This is a genomic window from Chitinophaga polysaccharea (genome assembly GCF_007829335.1).
In the GTDB taxonomy this organism is placed as follows: Bacteria; Bacteroidota; Bacteroidia; order Chitinophagales; family Chitinophagaceae; genus Chitinophaga; species Chitinophaga polysaccharea_B.
On record NZ_VIWO01000006.1, the window covers coordinates 495735 to 515430 of the forward strand.

11 protein-coding genes are annotated in these 19696 nt (G+C 46.9%); 8 read left to right on the top strand and 3 right to left on the bottom strand.

All coding sequences use genetic code 11. The annotated features are described in order from the left end of the window. Positions 1 to 3: 3 nt before the first annotated feature. Positions 4 to 1764, top strand: coding sequence for a RagB/SusD family nutrient uptake outer membrane protein (locus FHW36_RS21435; protein ID WP_145671684.1), 1761 nt, complete (start codon positions 4 to 6; stop codon positions 1762 to 1764). 102 nt (positions 1765 to 1866) lie between these two features. On the opposite strand, the gene FHW36_RS21440 is transcribed toward FHW36_RS21435, so the two are convergent. The 3 genes from FHW36_RS21440 to FHW36_RS21450 form a co-directional block, all read right to left on the bottom strand. Further along, on the bottom strand, positions 1867 to 3924 hold the full coding sequence (locus FHW36_RS21440; protein ID WP_186452555.1) for a hypothetical protein: 2058 nt from the start codon (positions 3922 to 3924) through the stop codon (positions 1867 to 1869). A 200-nt stretch (positions 3925 to 4124) separates the two neighbouring features. Next, entirely contained in the window at positions 4125 to 5837 is a 1713-nt protein-coding gene (locus FHW36_RS21445) for a glycoside hydrolase family protein (RefSeq protein ID WP_145671686.1), read from the bottom strand. 184 nt (positions 5838 to 6021) lie between these two features. Beyond that, positions 6022 to 6897, bottom strand: coding sequence for a DMT family transporter (locus tag FHW36_RS21450; protein ID WP_145671687.1), 876 nt, complete (start codon positions 6895 to 6897; stop codon positions 6022 to 6024). Between the two features lie 196 nt (positions 6898 to 7093). Between FHW36_RS21450 and FHW36_RS21455 the strand changes: the two genes are divergently transcribed. From FHW36_RS21455 to FHW36_RS21485, 7 genes are all read left to right on the top strand, one after another. After that, complete coding sequence (locus FHW36_RS21455) at positions 7094 to 9175, top strand: tetratricopeptide repeat-containing sensor histidine kinase (protein WP_186452556.1); 2082 nt, start codon at positions 7094 to 7096, stop codon at positions 9173 to 9175. Between the two features lie 531 nt (positions 9176 to 9706). Beyond that, the gene (locus FHW36_RS21460; protein ID WP_145671691.1) at positions 9707 to 12028 is read left to right on the top strand and encodes a TonB-dependent receptor; all 2322 of its coding nucleotides are present in this window, start codon (positions 9707 to 9709) and stop codon (positions 12026 to 12028) included. A gap of 2 nt (positions 12029 to 12030) precedes the next feature. Beyond that, positions 12031 to 12900: a heme/hemin ABC transporter substrate-binding protein gene (locus FHW36_RS21465; RefSeq protein WP_145671692.1), complete on the top strand. Its 870-nt coding sequence runs from the start codon at positions 12031 to 12033 to the stop codon at positions 12898 to 12900. Beyond that, on the top strand, positions 12887 to 13918 hold the full coding sequence (locus FHW36_RS21470; protein WP_145671694.1) for a FecCD family ABC transporter permease: 1032 nt from the start codon (positions 12887 to 12889) through the stop codon (positions 13916 to 13918). Before FHW36_RS21465 ends, FHW36_RS21470 begins: the two co-directional genes overlap by 14 nt. Continuing rightward, positions 13918 to 14691, top strand: a complete 774-nt coding sequence (locus FHW36_RS21475; RefSeq protein ID WP_145671696.1) for a heme ABC transporter ATP-binding protein — start codon at positions 13918 to 13920, stop codon at positions 14689 to 14691. The genes FHW36_RS21470 and FHW36_RS21475 overlap by 1 nt, the downstream gene beginning before the upstream one ends. A gap of 35 nt (positions 14692 to 14726) precedes the next feature. Next, positions 14727 to 15248, top strand: coding sequence for a hypothetical protein (locus FHW36_RS21480; protein ID WP_145671698.1), 522 nt, complete (start codon positions 14727 to 14729; stop codon positions 15246 to 15248). A 50-nt stretch (positions 15249 to 15298) separates the two neighbouring features. Next, positions 15299 to 19573, top strand: a complete 4275-nt coding sequence (locus tag FHW36_RS21485; RefSeq protein WP_145671700.1) for a discoidin domain-containing protein — start codon at positions 15299 to 15301, stop codon at positions 19571 to 19573. Positions 19574 to 19696: the final 123 nt, after the last annotated feature.

Here is a 19696-nt window from a genome sequence, read left to right on the forward strand (position 1 = left end):
GGTATGAAAAAATATATCATCATATTATCAGCTGTTGCAGGCCTTTTTTCCTGCCAGAAGCAATTGGATCTGCCGAGCGACGGCCGTATCACCATGAGCGAGGTGTTTAATGATTACGATCGTGTAAGGGGATACCTGAATTCCTGTTATGGCTATTGTCCCGCACCTTATATGGATCGCGCTTCCTATTCCGATGAAGCGCAGGATGCCGACGATATTACCCCCAATTCCAAATACAGTAACTGGTATTCTGGCAGCGTTACCGCCCAGACTTACGCCGGTATTTCGGAAGATGGGAGTCCGTGGGGAAGCTTATATGAAGGTATCCGCAAATGCAATTATTTCCTGGCAAATATAGGCGCTTCGAAGACGATTGCCTCTGCCGAGGAAAAGGCATCCTGGGTAGCACAGGCACATGTACTGCGCGCACTCTACTACCTGCAACTAATAAAAAGATATGGCGGCGTACCGTTGTTTGACAAGCCGCTACCAGTGAATTATGATTTTTCCAAGGATACAAAGGCCAGCTTCAGCACAGTAGTCACCTTCATCCTGAAAGATTGCGACACCGCCCTGATGGTACCGGCAACGAGGAATGGATTTCCCTGGGGCATCTACGACAACCAATATGGGATTATGTCGCGCGCCGTGGCCTATGCTATCAGATCAGAAGCTGTTACGTATGCAGCTAGTCCTTTATGGGCCGACGGCACCTATACGTGGGACAATGCCAAAACTATCACTGCAGAAGCCCTGTCGGAATGCCTCGCAAATGACTACCAGCTATTTAACGAAACGCCCGATGGCAGCATCGCACAAAATGGATATGCGTTGTATCATTTCATTACTTCCAATGATCAGCGTGCCAGGGATAAGGAAACCATTTTGCAGGTGGGCGTGCCCATGCTAGTTTGGAAATATGCCGGTATGCCCAGCACAGGAGGTATGGAAAAAGCAGGCCCCTGCCCTACCCAGGAGCTGGTAGACCGGTATGAAATGGCCAATGGGGAACCGCCTTTCCTGGGCTATTCAGATGCCGACAGGTTACAGCCTATTATCAACCCGGCAGCCGGTTATGATCCTCAAAAGCCATACAGCGGCAGGGACCCACGTTTCTATGCCTCTGTTTACTACAATGGAGCATTGCGTTACCTGGATCTGCCCACCGGGAAAAAAGTAGAAACATTTGTAAACGGTACAGAAGGTATTTCTGTTAACAACCGTAAGTATACCCGTACCGGCTACTATCTCCGGAAATTCAACAATTTCAAATCAGATCAGAATAATAATGCGGATGGCGCTATCCGCTTATTCAGGCTGGCAGAGTTGTACCTGAACTTTGCAGAAGCAGCTTATCAATCAGTTGGTCCCGATGTAACTGTAACCGACGGCAATTTTTCCATGAGCGCAAGAGATGCTGTGAGCGCAGTACGCAGCAGGGCGGGTATGCCGGCATTTCCAGCAGGCTTGTCTAAAGATGCTTTCGAGACAAAATACCGTAATGAAAGGAGTGTGGAACTGGCCTTTGAAGAACATCGCTTCTTTGATGTGCGCCGCTGGAAAATCCTGGACAAGACGGATAAATTTGTAACCGGTATGCGCATCACCAAAAGCGGAACAGACCTGATTTACACCCGCTTTAAGTTTACCGGGCGAGGATCTTCCACCGACAGGTTTTTAATGTATCCTATTGACCAGTCGGAAGTAAACAAAGTGTTTCAGCTTACTGGTAAAAACTGGCAGAATCCCGGATGGCTGGATTAGCAGGTAATAGCCGAAAAGACCGTACGAACAAGAGAAACGGCCAAATGAAATGCCCGGCGATATTATTATTGCCGGGCTTTTTTCCGTTATATACAAGCGTTGCTATCTGTTCCATATACAACGGTAATTAAACCTTCTGTTAGGAGCAGTATCGCCATCGGTACATAGTGATATCGGGTCCTTCAGGTCTACTGCATTATCGCTCCATTTGAAATCAAATGTAAACTTGTCCCCGGTAAGGCCAAGCAGTTTCCGTGGAACGGCCAACTCCAGTTTATTCCCTGCATAGCGGTAAGGCAAACCGGATACCTCCACCCACTGATGGTTTTTATCGTAATGCATCAATGTGGTGGTATTTTCATTCTTTACCTGTTTATTGATAAGATAATCGTAGCCATGCCAACCGGTTTCAGGGTTGTTATCAGCGTCTATCAACAACAACATCCAGTTATTATCTGTATGGGAAGATAGCTTGCCCGCGGTTTCTGCATAGAAGGCAATAGTTCCATGATCTACCATTACCTTACTGGTGACGATGTCATTGCGTCCTGATTCGTTTTTGTAATGGGTGCCTCCATATCCGTTGTTATCCCGGTGAACAACATCCCCTTTTGCATCCCGGTATTCTACCTTTATATTTTTCCATTCCTTAAAGTCTCCATCAATTTTCACCGTGGATAATCCTTTCAATTCAGGTATGGGCCGTACGCCTTTGTAGCGACGGATATTCTGTACCATCTGCATATAATAGTTATCAGTATAACCATCCTTCATGGGCTGAATAGAACGATTAAATTCAGCATTATACTGATCTACAAAAAAGTATGGGTTATTCCGGCGCATAAAAGCCGTTGTTTTACCGCCTTCCGGCTGGTATTTCCCGGCAGTCCATTCATTCCAGTCGTTAATATAGAGGAATGGGGGATCTGTTTTGAGGGCTTCATCCCATCTTTCCTGAAAATAAATACCATAGCCTTCGGGATTAGTCACTGTCTTTTTTAACCAGGGAACATAGGTGGATTCGGGAAGATCATATTGATTCAGGGGTGGTTCGCCTTTGGCTCTTGACCAGGACTTGCCTATCAGGCTGGCGGGGTGCTGGGCTGGCGTAACGGCAGCTTCCTCTTTTTTCCCTTTATGCCTGGACACGAGGCTGTCTGTACCCATGGCCTTTACCTTTTCATTACCAAGGTCATAGCCAAAACTCCAGTTATCTTCTGTACCTATAAAACGTTTGCCCGCCCACTCATAATATCCCCACCACATGCTGCGCAGTGTGAAGAAATTCTTCACTTCCCTGGTATAATCTTTATAAATAGGTTCCGTATAGTCAGGATCGCCATAATGTGGATGGTTTACATTTGTTTTAGCAGTAGAATCATAATGAGGATTAGGCTGTTTGGCGCCCCGCCCGTTGGCATCATATTCCGGGTTGCCATTGTTTAATAATAAAGGTTTACCATCCCAGTAAAACCATAGGTCATTAAAGCGGTTGTTTTTATATATCCTGTCGTAAAGATCCTGTACCACTGTGATCACATCGCCGTTAAATGCCCAAAAGCAAAACTTTGGTACTTTATTCCCTGCTGCTTTCATTTTCTGCATTGTATTAAAAAGTACCTCCCACTCCTCCCAATATCTCACGGCATTGGTTACATCCATTACCAGTACATCCACACCTGCATCTGCCAGCATCGACATATCTTTCCAGATGACGTATTCATCTTTACTGAGGAAATAACCCATCTCCGGCTCTCCCCAGTGATAAGACCCATACGTCCAAAGTGGATGTTGCGCGTTTGTACGGGCAGCGGGGGCTTGTGTGAGTACTTTGGTAACATCTGCAGTATAGGGACTTTTTACATTGGCGTTACCATCACTATGCCAGGTGATATAAAATATCCCCACTACACGTTGCTGCCCTTTTTTTACAGGCCCTGCTTCCTGAATGCCAGGCATTGTTCGTCCCAGTGCGTCGGAAGCTACCCAGGTATCGGTATAAAGGTCACGGTAATAGTGTTCACCGCCAGTGGTATCCGGTAAGGCCAGTAGTGCGCCTTCCCTGTGCGCGGCATAATCCGTATTTATCCTTGCGGCGCTCATTGTAAAGATTAAAAAAGAACCGATAAAAATATTCGGGAAGATGGTTTTACTGTTCATAGTACGAAGAAATTGGTTTAATAAAATATAGCGTTCCTTTCATTATGGCAACCTGCACTGTCCTGATGCCATCAGGCGGTTCAGCTGCCATCAAAAAAGGCATAGCCAATAGGGCAGCTCTGGAAGAACTACCCTATTGGCTATGATAACCACCAGAAGAAGATTGTATTTTTTCGCTAAGATGAACCTCAGTCCGTACACTATGGGCGATATTCCCATATATCTCCCGAACGCATGGTTACTTGTGGACTGGTATATAACAGGGTAGATCCATCTGTATCGTATACATAAAAATGCCCTGTTTCGATATTAGTATTCATATATAACCTAATCCTGTCTGGGCCATAGGCTCTTTCTATATCTCCCCATTGCGCCCCGGTGCCGTCACTGATAAAAAGCACTTTCTTCTGTAGCCATTTTGCGTGGATAGCGTTATGATCAAGTGTAGATACCGGCCCTGCGCCATACAATACACCATACAGCCGGTTGTCTTTCATTACAAACCCTGCAGCAGTGATGTATTGGTCTGCCGAACCAAGGTTCGTAGTGAGTTGCTGGCTAGCGGCAAAATTCACAGGACTTGTACCAATACTGTATCTTAGCTGGTTGCTGTTAATATGCATCGCCATCAGGTAATAACTGTTGCTGTTGTAGGTAAATTTCTTAACATCCTGGGCTATCAAAGCCTCACTCAACACATCCCCGGTATAGGAGAAATTCACCATATCCGTACTGGTAGCATGATGAACGGCAAAAGCATGCCCGGTACTGGCATAATTAAAGTCGTTAAAGTAAAGATGGTAGGTCCCGCTTTCATTGTACATCACATTGGAGCCGTTTACATCCGCATTATTCCAGTTGGCATATCCACTCATATTAAGCAGGTAAGCGGCATTTCCTGAAGAGGGCGTCCAGTTTACGCCATTGGTGGAAGTAGCATAACCAGGCTTATTAATGGCCGGGGAGCCACCATAAGTAGTATAAAACATCCGCCAGATACCATCTGATGTTTTGATCACCGTTTCATTATTCATATGTATCATTACCCCCTTATCGATCACCAATGTATGCGGGTTAAACGTAAGAAAGTTGTCATTGGTAACCGTAACGGATATCCGGTCGTGATAATCCGTAGTGCCATCCCAGCCGCCAAAATAAACATTCCATGCGCCGCCATTAGCCTGGATGCTGGGGGCGTATATATTGCTGTTACCGCCGGGTTGCGCTGCTATGAGGGGACTCCTTTCATCATAATTCCAGTTGGTCATTTTATTGGGATTAAAAGCACCTGAGCCAACATTCCTGATCTCATTTTGCTGATAGACATTATTATTACCCATGAACTTAAAATGATCGAACTTTGTATCGAATCCGGCGCTAACCTCCGCCAGCTGGAATACGTAATTGTTTACATCGTCTTTCCCCAGCGTTGTGGCAACGATCTGAATACCATTGGTATAAACGGTGAACGGCAGGGGTAATATTACCCATCCCTGCCGGGGCGCAGGAAAAGCGGTATCGGTAGCTGCAAGCACCCAGCTACTTCCGTTAGACGTATAGATGTTGAAATTTACAGGAAACCCTAGAGCACCGGCACCACTGTAGCGGGGAAGGACCTTTATATAGTTGACACTATCAAAGCCGCTAAACCAATAAGCTGCCCATTCAGTTACACTTGCACTGGTGTGGGTATTGGAACTCCATATAGTTGCATCATTACTGTCTTTCAGCGCAGCTGCCGGCCATAGAGCAGATGATGCCGCCACACTCGTTACAGGAATATCTGTACTTTGAAATACAACGGCTTGCTGTGTTGCCATTACTTTTGCGACTGCTATCTTTTGCAAAGTCGTTTTCCCACACCCGAAAAATGCAACGGCAGCGGCCATAAAAAGAACTGCATAAAGTTTCATAAGACGGAATTTAATAACGTGAAATATTGATCGCCGGAATATTATATCAGTATATTGATAACAATGAGAAAAATCTGAGGTCTTCTAATAGCCTTATCTGTGTGCTACCCTAAGTTAGAAAGAAATGATTTTACAACTATCCTGTACTGTCATGTATGCGGAGATTACCTGCCCGACAGGGTAATTAGCTCCGAATTATTTTTTTACGCTGCCCGATATACAACCCGGCAATCACCATCAGGGTACCGGCTATGGTATATAAGGTAATAGGTTCCTCCAGCAACCACCAGGCATAAAAGAAACCAAAAAGCGGGCAAAGAAAAAGCCATAGAGACGCTTTTACGGTATCTATCTTCAATAAATAAAACCAGCAGATCAAACCGGTGACAGATACCGCCAGGCTTAACCATAGCACCGAATAAATAAACCGGGCATCCACATGTACGGATGAAAAATCGCTGAACAGCAGGGTAAATGGCAGCAGGAAAAGACCGCCCAAGGTTACTTGCCAGCCATTGATCAAAAGATTAGGCAACGTCCATTGTACCCTGGCGTAGTACACACTGGCAAAGGAAACTGCCACCATACTGGTCATCAATACTGCCACCCCGGGTAAACTGGTACCACCGCCGTTGAGCAAAGGATAGGTGGCCAGCCCGATACCTGCCATCCCGATTACAATACTCCATATTTCCCCTTTTGCAGGCCTGCGACCCATCAGCCAAGAGGAAAGCAATACAATCAAGAGCGGATTAGTCGAAGTGGCAAGGCTTCCAATGCCCGCAGCAATGTATTTCATCGCATAAACATATAGCCCCAGGTAAACCGTAGTATTTAAAAACCCGAAAATAGCCAGCTGCCGCCATTCGGTGCCATTAGGCATACGATACCGTTTATCCCTGCTTACCAGGTAACAGAAACCCAGTAAGACAAAGCCTGCAATAAAAAAACGGACATTGCCAAGCACCAACGGAGGAGCCGAGTGGATTCCTATTTTTGTTGCTACAGACGCTGATGCCCATAGCATCGCGAATAATAAGCCGATAATAATATTTTTCACGCAGCAAAGATAAACGAGAATATTTCGAAAACTATACCTGCGGGGAATTTCCAGGCATTGAAAAATGTATCCTCAAGGCTCCCCAACCTCCGCAAAGTTTCCGTATAAATTATGAACTTAGGAACGCTAACATTTGTTATATTTATATATCAACCCAATTTTGATACTTATTTTACTCCAAATGTTCGTACCAGGCATGAGCACCATATCCGCCAAACCTACCAGATACCAGTTTGTATGCCTGGCCGTGATTTTTTTTCTTTTGATGGTTGCCTGTAAACAACAAAAGACTAATTCCGACCATCCCGGGATTGTTAATCCCATTTCAGGGATTGTAGATAGTATGCTCGTCGCCGGGCAAATGGACGACGTTCCTCATTTCCTGGACTCTGCATATGCAAAGCTTAAGAATCCTGGTCCTTATGACCTCTGGATAAAATACAACCACCTGGCCGACCTGTATATCTTTTATACCAAAAATATTCCCCTGGCAAAGGCAAACCTGGACAGCATGTTTTTTGTACTGAGAGGCAAGGAAAAGATGTATTCCATGGAATATGCCAGCACCTTATACTCAGAGGGAGACCTGAGTATGGCGGCCAAACAATATGCGCAAGCATATAAGAGCTATTTCAGTGGCAGGCAGTTTGTACAAAAATACCTGGATACCTGCAACTACGGCCGGTTCAGCAACAAACTAGGGTTCGCAGAATATTTCCAGGAAAAGTACCAGGAGGCCATTGTTCATTTCAAGCAAGCCTTTTCGGAGTTCCAGCACTGTAAATCCGGCGCACCACGTGATTTCGACAATCGCTTTCTCCATCCCCAGTCAGCCCTGAACTCCATTGCCCTCTGTTTTGAAAGAGCCAACATGCCAGATAGCGCCATTTTCTATTACACAAAAGCGGAACAATTTATCCAGGAAGCGCTTATTCAATTCCCCGATAAAAAGTTATTTGCGGAAACCGCACTGGGAGTGGTATACGGCAACCTGGGAGGTACATATGCCAAGACGGGAAATTTCGAGATGGCCGAACAATACCTTAAAGAAAGTATCCGGCTCAATGACCGTGCCGGTGCCGCTATGGAAGATGCCCAAACGGCTAAAATCAAATTGATCCGGCTCTACCTCGACAACCGCCGCCTGCCCGCAGCATCGGCACTGCTCGACCAGGTAGAACAAGATCTCCGTCTTCAACGAGGGAAAAGCGTTTCAAACGATAATGTGAGATTGAGATGGCGTGAACTGAAATGGCGATACAACGACGCCATCGGGGACCTGGCCGGCGCCTATCACTATAGTCAACGCTATTACCAGCTCCGGGACTCGCTGAATAATGTAAAGGCCGGGTTAAAAGAAGCCGACCTGGAAACCGGTATCAGGGATGCAGGACAACAATACCAGATAGCCCTCCTCCATAAAAACAATCAGCTCAAAACCGCATATCTTTTAGCAGCCGTTATATTCTCTATACTAACAATCCTAATCCTCTTCTTACTCTGGAAAAATCTCCAACGCTCCCGCAGGAATGTAGCAGAACTGATTACCCTCAACCAACAGGTAGAAGAAAAAAACCATCAGACCGTGGAAACACTCAAAGCCCTGGAAAAGAGTTATGAAGAAAATACCCGGATCATGAAAGTAGTGGCCCATGACCTCAGAAACCCCATAGGCGCTATCACCGGCCTTTGTGCCATTATGCTGGCTGATAAACATCATCAGGAAAAAGACCGGAACATGCTGAAAATGATTGAGTCATCCGGACACAGCTCCCTGACCCTCATCAATGATCTGCTATATTACAGCATGCAATATGAGTTACAAAAAGAGCCCGTAGAACTCGGTGAACTGTTGCGCTATGCCGTTGATATGGTGCGGCTCAAAGCCATGGAAAAACAACAACGTATTGACCTGCAAACCACACGGCTGACACTCAATATCAACCGGGAAAAAATATGGCGGGTATTCAGCAACCTGCTGTCGAATGCTATCAAATTCAGTCCGCACAATAGCAACATTGGCATCGACACCAAAATCGAACCGGATCATGTTACGGTATCTGTACAGGATCAGGGTATTGGCATACCAGCCACTATAGGCAACAAGATCTTTGATCTGTTTACAGAAGCCAAAAGAACCGGCACCGGCGGGGAGCGGCCGTTCGGAATGGGACTGGCCATCTCAAAACAAATCGCCGAAGCCCATGGCGGTGCTATCTGGTTTGAAAGCACTCCCGGTGAAGGAGCAACGTTTTATGTGAAACTTCCTCTTAAGTGATAACAATGAGAATACCTACCCCAACAGTCGATTACATTTATATGATAATCGCTTTTCGAAACCGCGCATTATTGTCATAAAAAATAAACAAAGGAAAAAAGAGGATATTCAGATAACTTTTTTTATTAACTTTATCTAGATACGAAATACGAACGACCAATTTCTGAAGCGAGTTTAAATAATCAACGTAAAAATCCTGTTTAAAATACCTGAGTACCACGGGAAAAGTAACCCTATAACAGGCAAGATACATCAGCACAACGAGAAGAGAAACTTGAGCACTAATGTAATGGTAACGTGCCAGCGCACAAAAGATATTTCTGTAAACCAAAAGACTCCGTGAACCTGACTTTACTGTGAACAAGTGAACTGATACAAGTTGCCTTTATCAACTTTTAATTTTGTTATCCATGTAATTAAACCAAATCACATATAAACAATGAAAAAATTTACTCCCCGGCTATAACGTGACTATGCCTAACGGCATTGTACACACGTTACATTTCTTTCAAAACCCAAATTAACACCCTGATGAAAATCCTGGTCTATTCCTTACTGGCAACAGTATGGTCACTCCATAGCTATGCCCAACAGCCAACACACGGTAGCGTATATGATCTGTACACCCAAACGCCGATTAAAGGCGCCAGCCTGTATTCTAATGGCAAACTATTGTCTTCCACAGACATAAGTGGCCGTTTCACCGTAGACTGTTCCAACTGCACAGTAACAATAACTGCCATGGGATATGAATCCCAAACAATTGCCGTTAAAAACAGCAGTACACAACTGATGATCGGGCTTACCGCCGCATCCTACAACCTGAATGAAGTAAAGGTTTATGCCGGCAAGTCGGACAATAACCTGCAACAGCCTAAATCGGTAGCCATACTCACCCGTCAGGACCTGCACCGCAACGACGGCCTCTTTCTTGAAAATTCGTTGAACCTGGTACCTGGTGTACACATGGAAAAAAGAACCATGTCCGGTGGACAGCGCATTACTATCCGTGGATATGGTAACGGCACCAATTTTAATGGCACCGGCTATAAGGCTTACCTGAACGGCATCCCAGTTACCGATGCAGAAGGTACCACCATCCTCGATGATATTGATTTCTCCATACTGGGGAAAGCGGAAGTCATTAAAGGACCCGCTTCCAGCCTGTATGGCAGCGGTATCGGTGGCGTATTAAAAATGTATACCCTGAAACCAGCTACCTACGGCACCCGTATCTCGCAGGAAGCGCTGACCGGGAGCTATGGCCTCTTCAGAACCAACACCCGGGTAGAATATGCCGACGAAAAATCGTCCGTTATGCTCAACTATGGCCATCAGAACTACGACAGCTACCGCATTCAAAGCGGCTCCAAAAAAGATTTTGTTTCCTTTATCGGCGATTTTCACAGTAATGATAAACAAACATTCTCTGTGTATGCGGCCTATAACAATTCCAACGACCAGCTGGCCGGGCAACTGGACAGCATACAGTTTGCACAGCGAAAAGATACCGGGGAGGTACCTTACCTGAAAAATAAAGGCTATGTAGCCTTCGAATCTTATCGCGCCGGGCTCTCTCATCACTACCAGTTTTCCACACAGGTAAACAACCTGACCAGCGCCTGGTTTACGGGATATAAACAATCGCAGGCCTTCGCTGTAGGACTGTCCAGTAACCTGGCCCAGAATATAGGCGCCCGCACTGCTTTCGGGCTCAATTTCACCGGCAAAACTATTACCCTGAGTGGCACCATAGGCGCTGAACTTCAGAAAACAAGCTCCTTCAAAAAAAGCTACGGGCTGTCTAATAATATCACCGGCGCACTCACTGGGGACATCGAATTGTCGGCCATGCAATACAACGTTTTCACACAATGGGAATTAAAACTGCCGCAGGGATTTATGGTCACCGCCGGCATAAGCAATAACTACATTGAATACGGCATCACCGACCGCCTCACCAACAGCGCCAATCCAACACATAAGGACCAGTCGGGCCATAAAACATTTACCCCGGTGCTTACGCCGCAGTTCAGTGTACTGAAATCGCTGAATGAAAAGGTGTCGGTATATGCCGGCATCAGCAAAGGCTACTCACCGCCTACATCCGGACAGGTAGTTATTCCGCAAATCAGCCAGGTAAATACAGGCCTGCGGCCCGAAAAATCCATACAATATGAAGCCGGCGCCAAAGGCACCCTGTTGCAAAAAAAGCTATCGCTCCAGGTAGCAGTATTTGATATGGAGATAACAGATAAGCTGACCTCACAGGCAGTAACAGACAATAGCGGTACCGTTCTGTATACCATGACCACCAATGCCGGCGGGCAGCAAAACCGTGGTATAGAGGCGGAAGCAGCCTACACGATACAGCCCCTACAGCAGAAGGTATTCTCTCTCATACGGCCATTTGTAAGTTATACCTATTCCAGCTTCACCTATAAACAGTTCCGGAGCGATAATAACAACAACACCAAAACCATTGATTACAGTGGCAACAAGGCCTCCGGTGTACCTCCTCACCTTCTGAATGCAGGGGTAGACTTCATCTCCAAATCAGGCGTTTACCTGAACACTACCTGGCAGTTTGTAGACAAGATGCCGATTACTTACGACAACCAGCATTATGCAGACGCCTATACGTTATTGCAGGCCAAACTGGGTTACCGTCATGCTATCGGTCAGCATTTTCAGCTGGATGTATTTGCTGGTGGGAATAACCTCACAGGCAGCCGGTATTACACCATGGTATTTTTGAATGCCAACTTCAGCGGCACGGCGCCCAATATTTATTTACCCGGTCCATATAAAGCCAACTGGTATGGCGGTTTTAATCTCAACTATAAATTCTAGTCATGAAAAAAACGATACTTCTTCCATGGGTGATGATACTGCTCACTTCCTGCGGAAGATTTGGTCATCAGACCCAACAGCATAAAGACAGTACCCGTATTGTTTGTTTATCAAAACAATACAACGAAGTGATTTATGCCCTGGGAGCAGAAAAGAACCTGGTAGCAGTAGATCTCTCCAGCACCTATCCTCCGGCTATCAAAGCATTACCTACCGTAGGTTATCACCGCGCCTTAAGTGCAGAAGGACTACTGGCACAAAATCCAACGCTGGTGATACACGACAATAATATAGGGCCGGAAAATGTGATGCGCCAACTGGAACAAATGAAAGTCCCTATGAAAACTTTTATGGACAGCGTATTCACCATCGCGCAAACCAAAGCCATGATACAGCAGCTGGGCGCTTATTTCCACAAAGAAACACAGGCCGATAGCCTCTGTAAAAAACTGGATGCAGAAATGAATCAGGCATTAACAAACGCACACCAATATACCGATACTCCTAAAGTAGTCATCATTCACTTCGGACGTGCCATGAATATCTACCTGGCACTTACCCAAAAAAGTACAGCCGCTAAGCTGATAGGATGGGCTGGTGGGCGTATTCCTATCCAGGGCGACAAGGGCATGCAGCAGGTATCAGCAGAGCTCATTGCGCAGGCAGATCCTGATGTAATCCTGCTCACCGACTTCGGTTATGACCGGCTGGGTACTTTTGAAAAAATAAAAGAGCTGCCCGGTGTTTCGGGCACCAAAGCAGCGTTGCATCATCGCATCTACAGGATAGAAGAACACGACATGGTATACCTCGGGCCACGTACAGGCGCCAATGTGTTGGGGTTTCAAAAACTAATACATGCAGGTAAATAAACAATATCACGGCGTGTACCCGATCCTGATAGCATTATTGATAATAACAGTATTGTTATCTGCCTGTTATGGCGCCGTTAATATCAGTACTGGTGAAATAGTGGATGCTATCAGTAAAACCATCTCCAGGCACGGCGATCTCTCCTTACATGAACGCATTTTTATGGAGATACGTTTACCGAGGGTGCTTTTCTGTTTGTTGGCCGGATCGGCGTTGTCTGTAGGCGGGGTATTGCTACAGGCGCTTTTCAGAAATCCCATTGTGGAACCGGGGCTGATAGGCACTTCCAGTGGCGCTGCTTTTGGGGCAGCGCTCTATTTCGTATTGGGAGCATCGCTGCATTTTAATGCCGGAGAATGGACCCTGCCTATTGCGGCAGCGGTTGGCGCTATGGTAGCCACTTTCCTGGTACTGGGTTTATCAGAAAAAAAACAGACCGGGAAAGCAGCCATTGGAACCCTGTTGCTGATGGGAATTGCGGTGAATGCACTATTCCTCAGCGGCACTGGTTTTCTTTCATATTTGGCCCGCGATCCACAAGCCCGCTCCATTACTTTCTGGAACCTGGGCACGCTCTCCGGCGCCAACTGGCATGCAGTAACCATTACTGCTATAGTACTGGCGATCTGCTTTTGGCGCTCACTTTCCTATGCCAAACAATTGAACCTGCTGATACTCGGTGAAGATGAAGCTATGCTGGCAGGTGTGGCTGTTCAACGGCTCAAAAGAGAGATACTGGTCATCAACGTTATCATGGTGGCCGTGGTCACTTCCTTCTCCGGCGTGATCAGCTTTGTAGGATTGGTAGTTCCTCACTTGATGCGGATCTGGAAAGGGGCCGACAATCGCTACCTGTTTATTGGTAGCGCATTGGCTGGCGCCATCCTGTTGAGCCTGGCCGATATTGCTGCGAGAGTATTGTTACGGCCGGCCGAACTGCCTATTGGTATTGTTACTTCTGTTACCGGTGTACCTGTTTTCATCTATCTCTTAAGGAGAAAAAAATATTATTACTGATGTTGGTAGTATCTGATCTGAGCTATCTGGCAGGCAAGCGCCCCTTGTTGCAATCTGTAAATATGCAACTGGATGCCGGCAAATTGCACCTGGTAATAGGTCCCAATGGCGCGGGAAAATCCACGCTATTAAAAGCGATAGGCGGACAAATCCAGCCTTCTTCAGGTACCATTCTATATGCTGATAAAAACATTTCCACATTTGGATGTAAGGAGCTGGCCCGTATACGCGCATCACTTTCTCAGCACCAGGAATTGTCGTTTCCATTAAAGGTATGGGAAGTAGTGATCATGGGAAGATATCCCCATGTACGGGAAAATCCAGGTCACAAGGATATGCAGTACTGCCGGGAAGCCATGCAGCTCTTCGACCTGGAAGCATTGGCCAACCGGGATTATATGAGCCTTTCCGGGGGAGAAAAACAACGGGTACACTTTGCCCGTATCCTCTCGCAGATATGGGAGCCCATTCCCGATACCTGCCGCTACCTGTTCCTCGACGAACCACTCACTTTCCTGGATGTACATTACCAGTTTCAGCTAATGGAACTGCTGAAGCGGTTATTGCAACAACCCCACCTGCTGATCGTTGGCGTGGTACATGACTTAAATATCGCTGCCCGGTTTGCCGACAACCTGCTGCTGTTGCACCAGGGGAAATTAATAGCGCAGGGCCCCCGGGAAGAAGTACTTACACCTGGAAACATACGAAATGTTTACCAGTTAGAGCCGGTGATCTATGAAAAAGACGACCGGTATTTCCTGGCCTTTTGAAAATTGTATTTATCCACCCACAACAACCAATATAAATGAAAACAAAATCCGTAAAAAGGCCGCTGTGGCGCTATGTTTTACTGGTGGCGCTTTTGCTTTCCGGCATAGCATCACCTGCGCAGCAACATGCCCGCCAAAGTACCAAAGCTCCTGACTGGATCAAGATGATGGATGATCCGAATGTCAATTTTTTTGTCATTGAAAAATCCTTTAATGACTACTGGAAAGGAAAAGAATTACCAGTGGAAGAAGATGAGATACTGGATGTAAAGAATAACTCTGAAAGAAAGCGCGGCTTCCTTGGCTTATTTAAACGAAAAGAATCTCAAGAAAGGAAAGAAGGACAGCAATATGCATTTGAATATAAAAAATATCAGTGGTGGCGAAGGCAGGTACTTCCCTATGTACAACCTGATGGTACTATTCTTAGCAAGGACCAGCAGATACGTATTTGGCAGCAGCAAAAAGACCTGAAGAGCAACATTAATGCGAAGCAGGCCAAAGACAAGATGGAAAAAGAGAAAAAAGATACAGGCAATTCTCAGCAGCGCTACTAAGCATAGCCAATGCACAAAAATAATTTTCCCATCAACCAGAAATAACTAAAATGTATATACGTAAATATCTCTTACTACTTTTATCCGCCTGCCTGCTGTTATCATCGGCAGCATTTGCCCAAAATTATGGCAGCTGGCGGAATATAGGGCCGGTGCTCTTTCCCATTAACTCTTCCGGTCAGATCAATGGTATCGGCCGCGTTACACAGATGAAGTTTCACCCCACTACTTCCGGTACGCTTTATGCCACCAGCGTATGGGGATTGTGGAAAAGTACCGACACCGCCAATACCTGGCAACTACAGGGTACCGATGACCTGCCGAAAGCCTCCTGCGCGTCCGTGTGTATCGACAATACCAACGACCAGATCATTTACCTGGGCACCGGAGATCCCAACTATTATGGCACCTCCCTGGGCGTTTACAAAACAACAGATGGCGGGCAGTCGTGGTTACCGGCCAACAGCAGCATTGGTACCCGTATGGCTGTGGAACTGCTGATGTCGCCCACAGACCACAATGTACTGGTGGCCGCTACCAATGATGGTATCTGGAAAACCACGGATGGCGGCATTTCCTGGACGCAGCAACTGGTGGGTGGCCAGTTCACCGACATGGTATTCAAAGCTGTTACTAATACCACCACCCTGTTTGCCGTTACCATGGACGGTAGTTTTTATACGTCCAATAATATGGGAGATACCTGGACGGCCACTACCCTCACGCTGCCGGCAAATGGCGCCAAGGGCACCCGGCTGGGCGTTACCCGTGCCGATTCCAACCGCGTATATGTGGGCATGGTAGGCTCCAATAACGGCTCTGCAGGAGGCGTTATCTACCAATCTACCAACGGGGGCGCCTCCTTCACACAGGTAAAAGGCGACGTTTCGCCCAACCTCAATGGCTACTCCAGTACCACTACCGGTCAGGGTAACTACAACTGGTCCATGTGCGGCGATCCCACCAATGCCAATACCGTATATGTAGTGGGGCACCTTGTATGGAAAAGTACTGACGGCGGCAGTACCTGGACACAAATGGAGTCTAGTTGGGCTTATGTGATCCATACGGATATGCATGGCATAAAAGTAGATCCCTATAATAATACCCGCCTGTTTAACTACAACGATGGCGGCGTATGGCTTTCCACCGATGGCGGCACCACCTGGACACCTAAAAGCGACGGGCTTTCCTCCACGGAAGTATATCATGCCTCCAATAGCCCTATCAGGAGAGATATGATCAGCATCGGTACCCAGGACAATGGCGAGCTGTATTATAAATATTCTACCAATCCCTGGTTTACCAACAGGGGTGGCGACTGGGGCGCACGTTCCAACTTCGACTACAATAATAATAGCCAGGTATACTATTACAACGGCAAAAGAAGGTCCGTTACCGGCAGTGATGCCTCCTACAACCTGCCCTTTACCGGTACCAACAATATGCAACTTGAATTTACGCCGCAAAATGTAAACATCGCCTTTGCCGCAGATACCGGTTTATGGCGAAGTTCCAATATCATTGCCCCCTCTCCAACATGGAAAAAGATAGCCAATGCGACAGAGAAAATTAATGCGTTACAGGTCAGTAATGTCAATGCCAATGTGGTATTCTATGTAACTACCAATCAGAAAGTATACAGCTCCCACAACGCTACTGCCGCCATGCCTACTTTTACCAGTGTAGCCGCACCGGCAGCCACCAACGTATCCGCCAGCGTCACCACCATTTCCAGCGATACCAATGTGGTATATCTGGCCTGTGGCAGCCGTGTATACCGCTCCGGCGATAAAGGCAATACTTACACGGATATCAGCGGCACGCTCCCATCGGTAAATGTGATCCGCCTGCTGGAAGATCGCTATGCCACCAACGAAACCGTATACCTGGCTACTGCACGTGGCGTGTATTATCGCAATAAAACCATGAGCGACTGGGGACTATATTCCATAGGGCTTCCCACGATAGCAGATATTACAGACCTCTTCGTTTACAATAACGGTAACGCCGACAGTAGCGAATTAAGGGTGAGCTTTTATGGAAGGGGCGTTTTTGGCACCAAACTAAATAATGCCATTACACCATTGATCTCCTTCGCTACTACATCCATTGGTACTACTGCTGCCGGCACCAGCATATCCGGGTGTAAACCGTATACGGATTACCCCGTGAACCTAACCATCAGCCCCGCACCCACCGGCAATGCCAACGTACAACTGGTAGTAGGCTCCACCTCCTCAGCCAAAAGGGGAATTGATTTTGACATAACCACCAACGGCAACTTCACCACGCCCAGCGATACCGTAATTTTTGCTTCCGGGCAAACAGCGCCGCGAACGGTGACGATAAGGGTGTATGGCAGTAAAACAGATCCTTCCAGTAAATATGCCCTGCTTACCTTCAGCGTTAATGGCACCACCAATGCGATGGCCAATCCATCTGCACAAACAGCCCGTGTGGATATCACTTATCCGGATGCGTCACCGGTGGGAGATACGGCGCTCGTAAATCTGACCTACGGTAACGGTACCACCGGCGGAAGCGCTTCCAGTCCGTTCAACGGTACTCAATCAGATAAGAAAGCACAAACCATTTATCCTGCCAGTGAACTAAGGGCAGCAGGCATACAGAAAGGATATATCAATGCTATCTCCTATCATGTCAGCTCCCGGACCGTCACCACTACCAGCACGTTCCAGAACTTCAACGTAGCGGTGGGACTCACACCACAGACATCTTTCACCAATACCGTATTCGACAGCAGTCCGCTGACCAGTGTGTACTCCGGCACCATCAGCGTATCAGACACCGGCTGGGTGCAGGTACCTTTCTCACAACCATTCTATTGGGATGGTTATTCGAACCTGCTCATCCAATCCTGCTACAATAATACCGATGGCAACGACCAGGGCGATAACCTCGTAGCTTCCATATCTGTTAGCGGGGCTAATCCTACCGCCTTCCAACGTCAGACCAGTGGCGCCGGCTGTAGTTTTAACGCACCCGGTTACGGATCTACCAGGCCCAACCTGATCATTAATACCAAACCCAGTGTTACGCCGGTGGCCAGCGTGTTAAACCGCAGCACCACCCAATACCTCGGGCCTAATGCTACCGTGTACTTCTCAGACACCAGCGGAGCAATCATCGCCAAAATACAGAACCTGAGCAGCTTCGATTATGGATGTACCACCGTGAAGATAGACAGGGCCGGCAGCAGCGCCGCTCCTTTCTGGGATAGCACGGCCGCACATTACCTGGCTTCTAAAACGGTGAAAATAACGCCCGCTAACAACAATGCCTCCGGCAGAGTGAGCGTAACGCTTTATTACAACCAAACAGAAAAACAAGGCTGGGCAGCAGCTACCGCACAATCATGGGATACCATAAAGATCGTGAAAGTGCCCAGTAACATCAGCAATGTAACGCCTGCCAATCCTTACCCGGATGGCGCCGGCGCCTTCGAAATAAGCCGTGATTCCAGCGGTAAAAAAGGCGCTACCATCTATTATGTTTCCGCCACCTTTAATACCGGCCTCGGTGGCTTTGGCGTAGGTATTCCGGGTACACCTCCTGCAACATCCGCCTGTAATACACCGATACCACGTACACAGTTGAGAATATCGACGTTCGACAGCCAGGAAACCGTTGGAGAAAATGCACCTGCTACCAATGCCATTGACGGCGATATCAATACCTTCTGGCATACACAATGGTATAACAGTACAGCGCCCATGCCGCACTATATATCCATCTACCTGGGCGGCTCCTACAACCTGGGCAAGCTTACCTACGTACCGCGTCAGGCAGCGGTAAACGGCCGTATTAACGCCTACAAGGTGGAAGTAAGTGCAGATAGCATTAACTGGACACAGGTAGCCACCGGCAACTTTGTGAACAGCACGGCGGCACAGGATGTGGTTTTCAGCCCTACGGTAAAAGCGAAATACGTGAAGCTCACTGCTACTTCGGAAGTAAATGGTAATCCCTGGACTTCAGTAGGAGAGCTCTCCTTTACCGGTTGTCCGGATACGAGTCCTATGCTGAGTAAGCAAAGTACCTCGTCTGTCGGCAATATTAAAGTATATCCTACTTTAGTACACAGAGGGGAAACCGTCAATATCCGGAACAGTAGCTCAGGCGCTATCATGATACAACTGTACGATGTGAATGGTAAAATGCTGAAGCGGGAATTGTTTAACAATAGCGGCACTATTCAAACCGGCGATCTGCCAGCAGGCATATACATCTATAGTATTTACAGTAATAAAACGAGTACGCACAAACAGATCATGAGTGGAAAGATCATTGTAGCGGAATAGTATTTCGCCTTTTATAATGATGAGGAGTAGAGGCTGTATCATAAATAAATGGTACAGCCCTTTTTTTATTTTTGGTATTTATCGGGCGTTTATCCACGTTTCAGGTGGAGAAATATATTGATT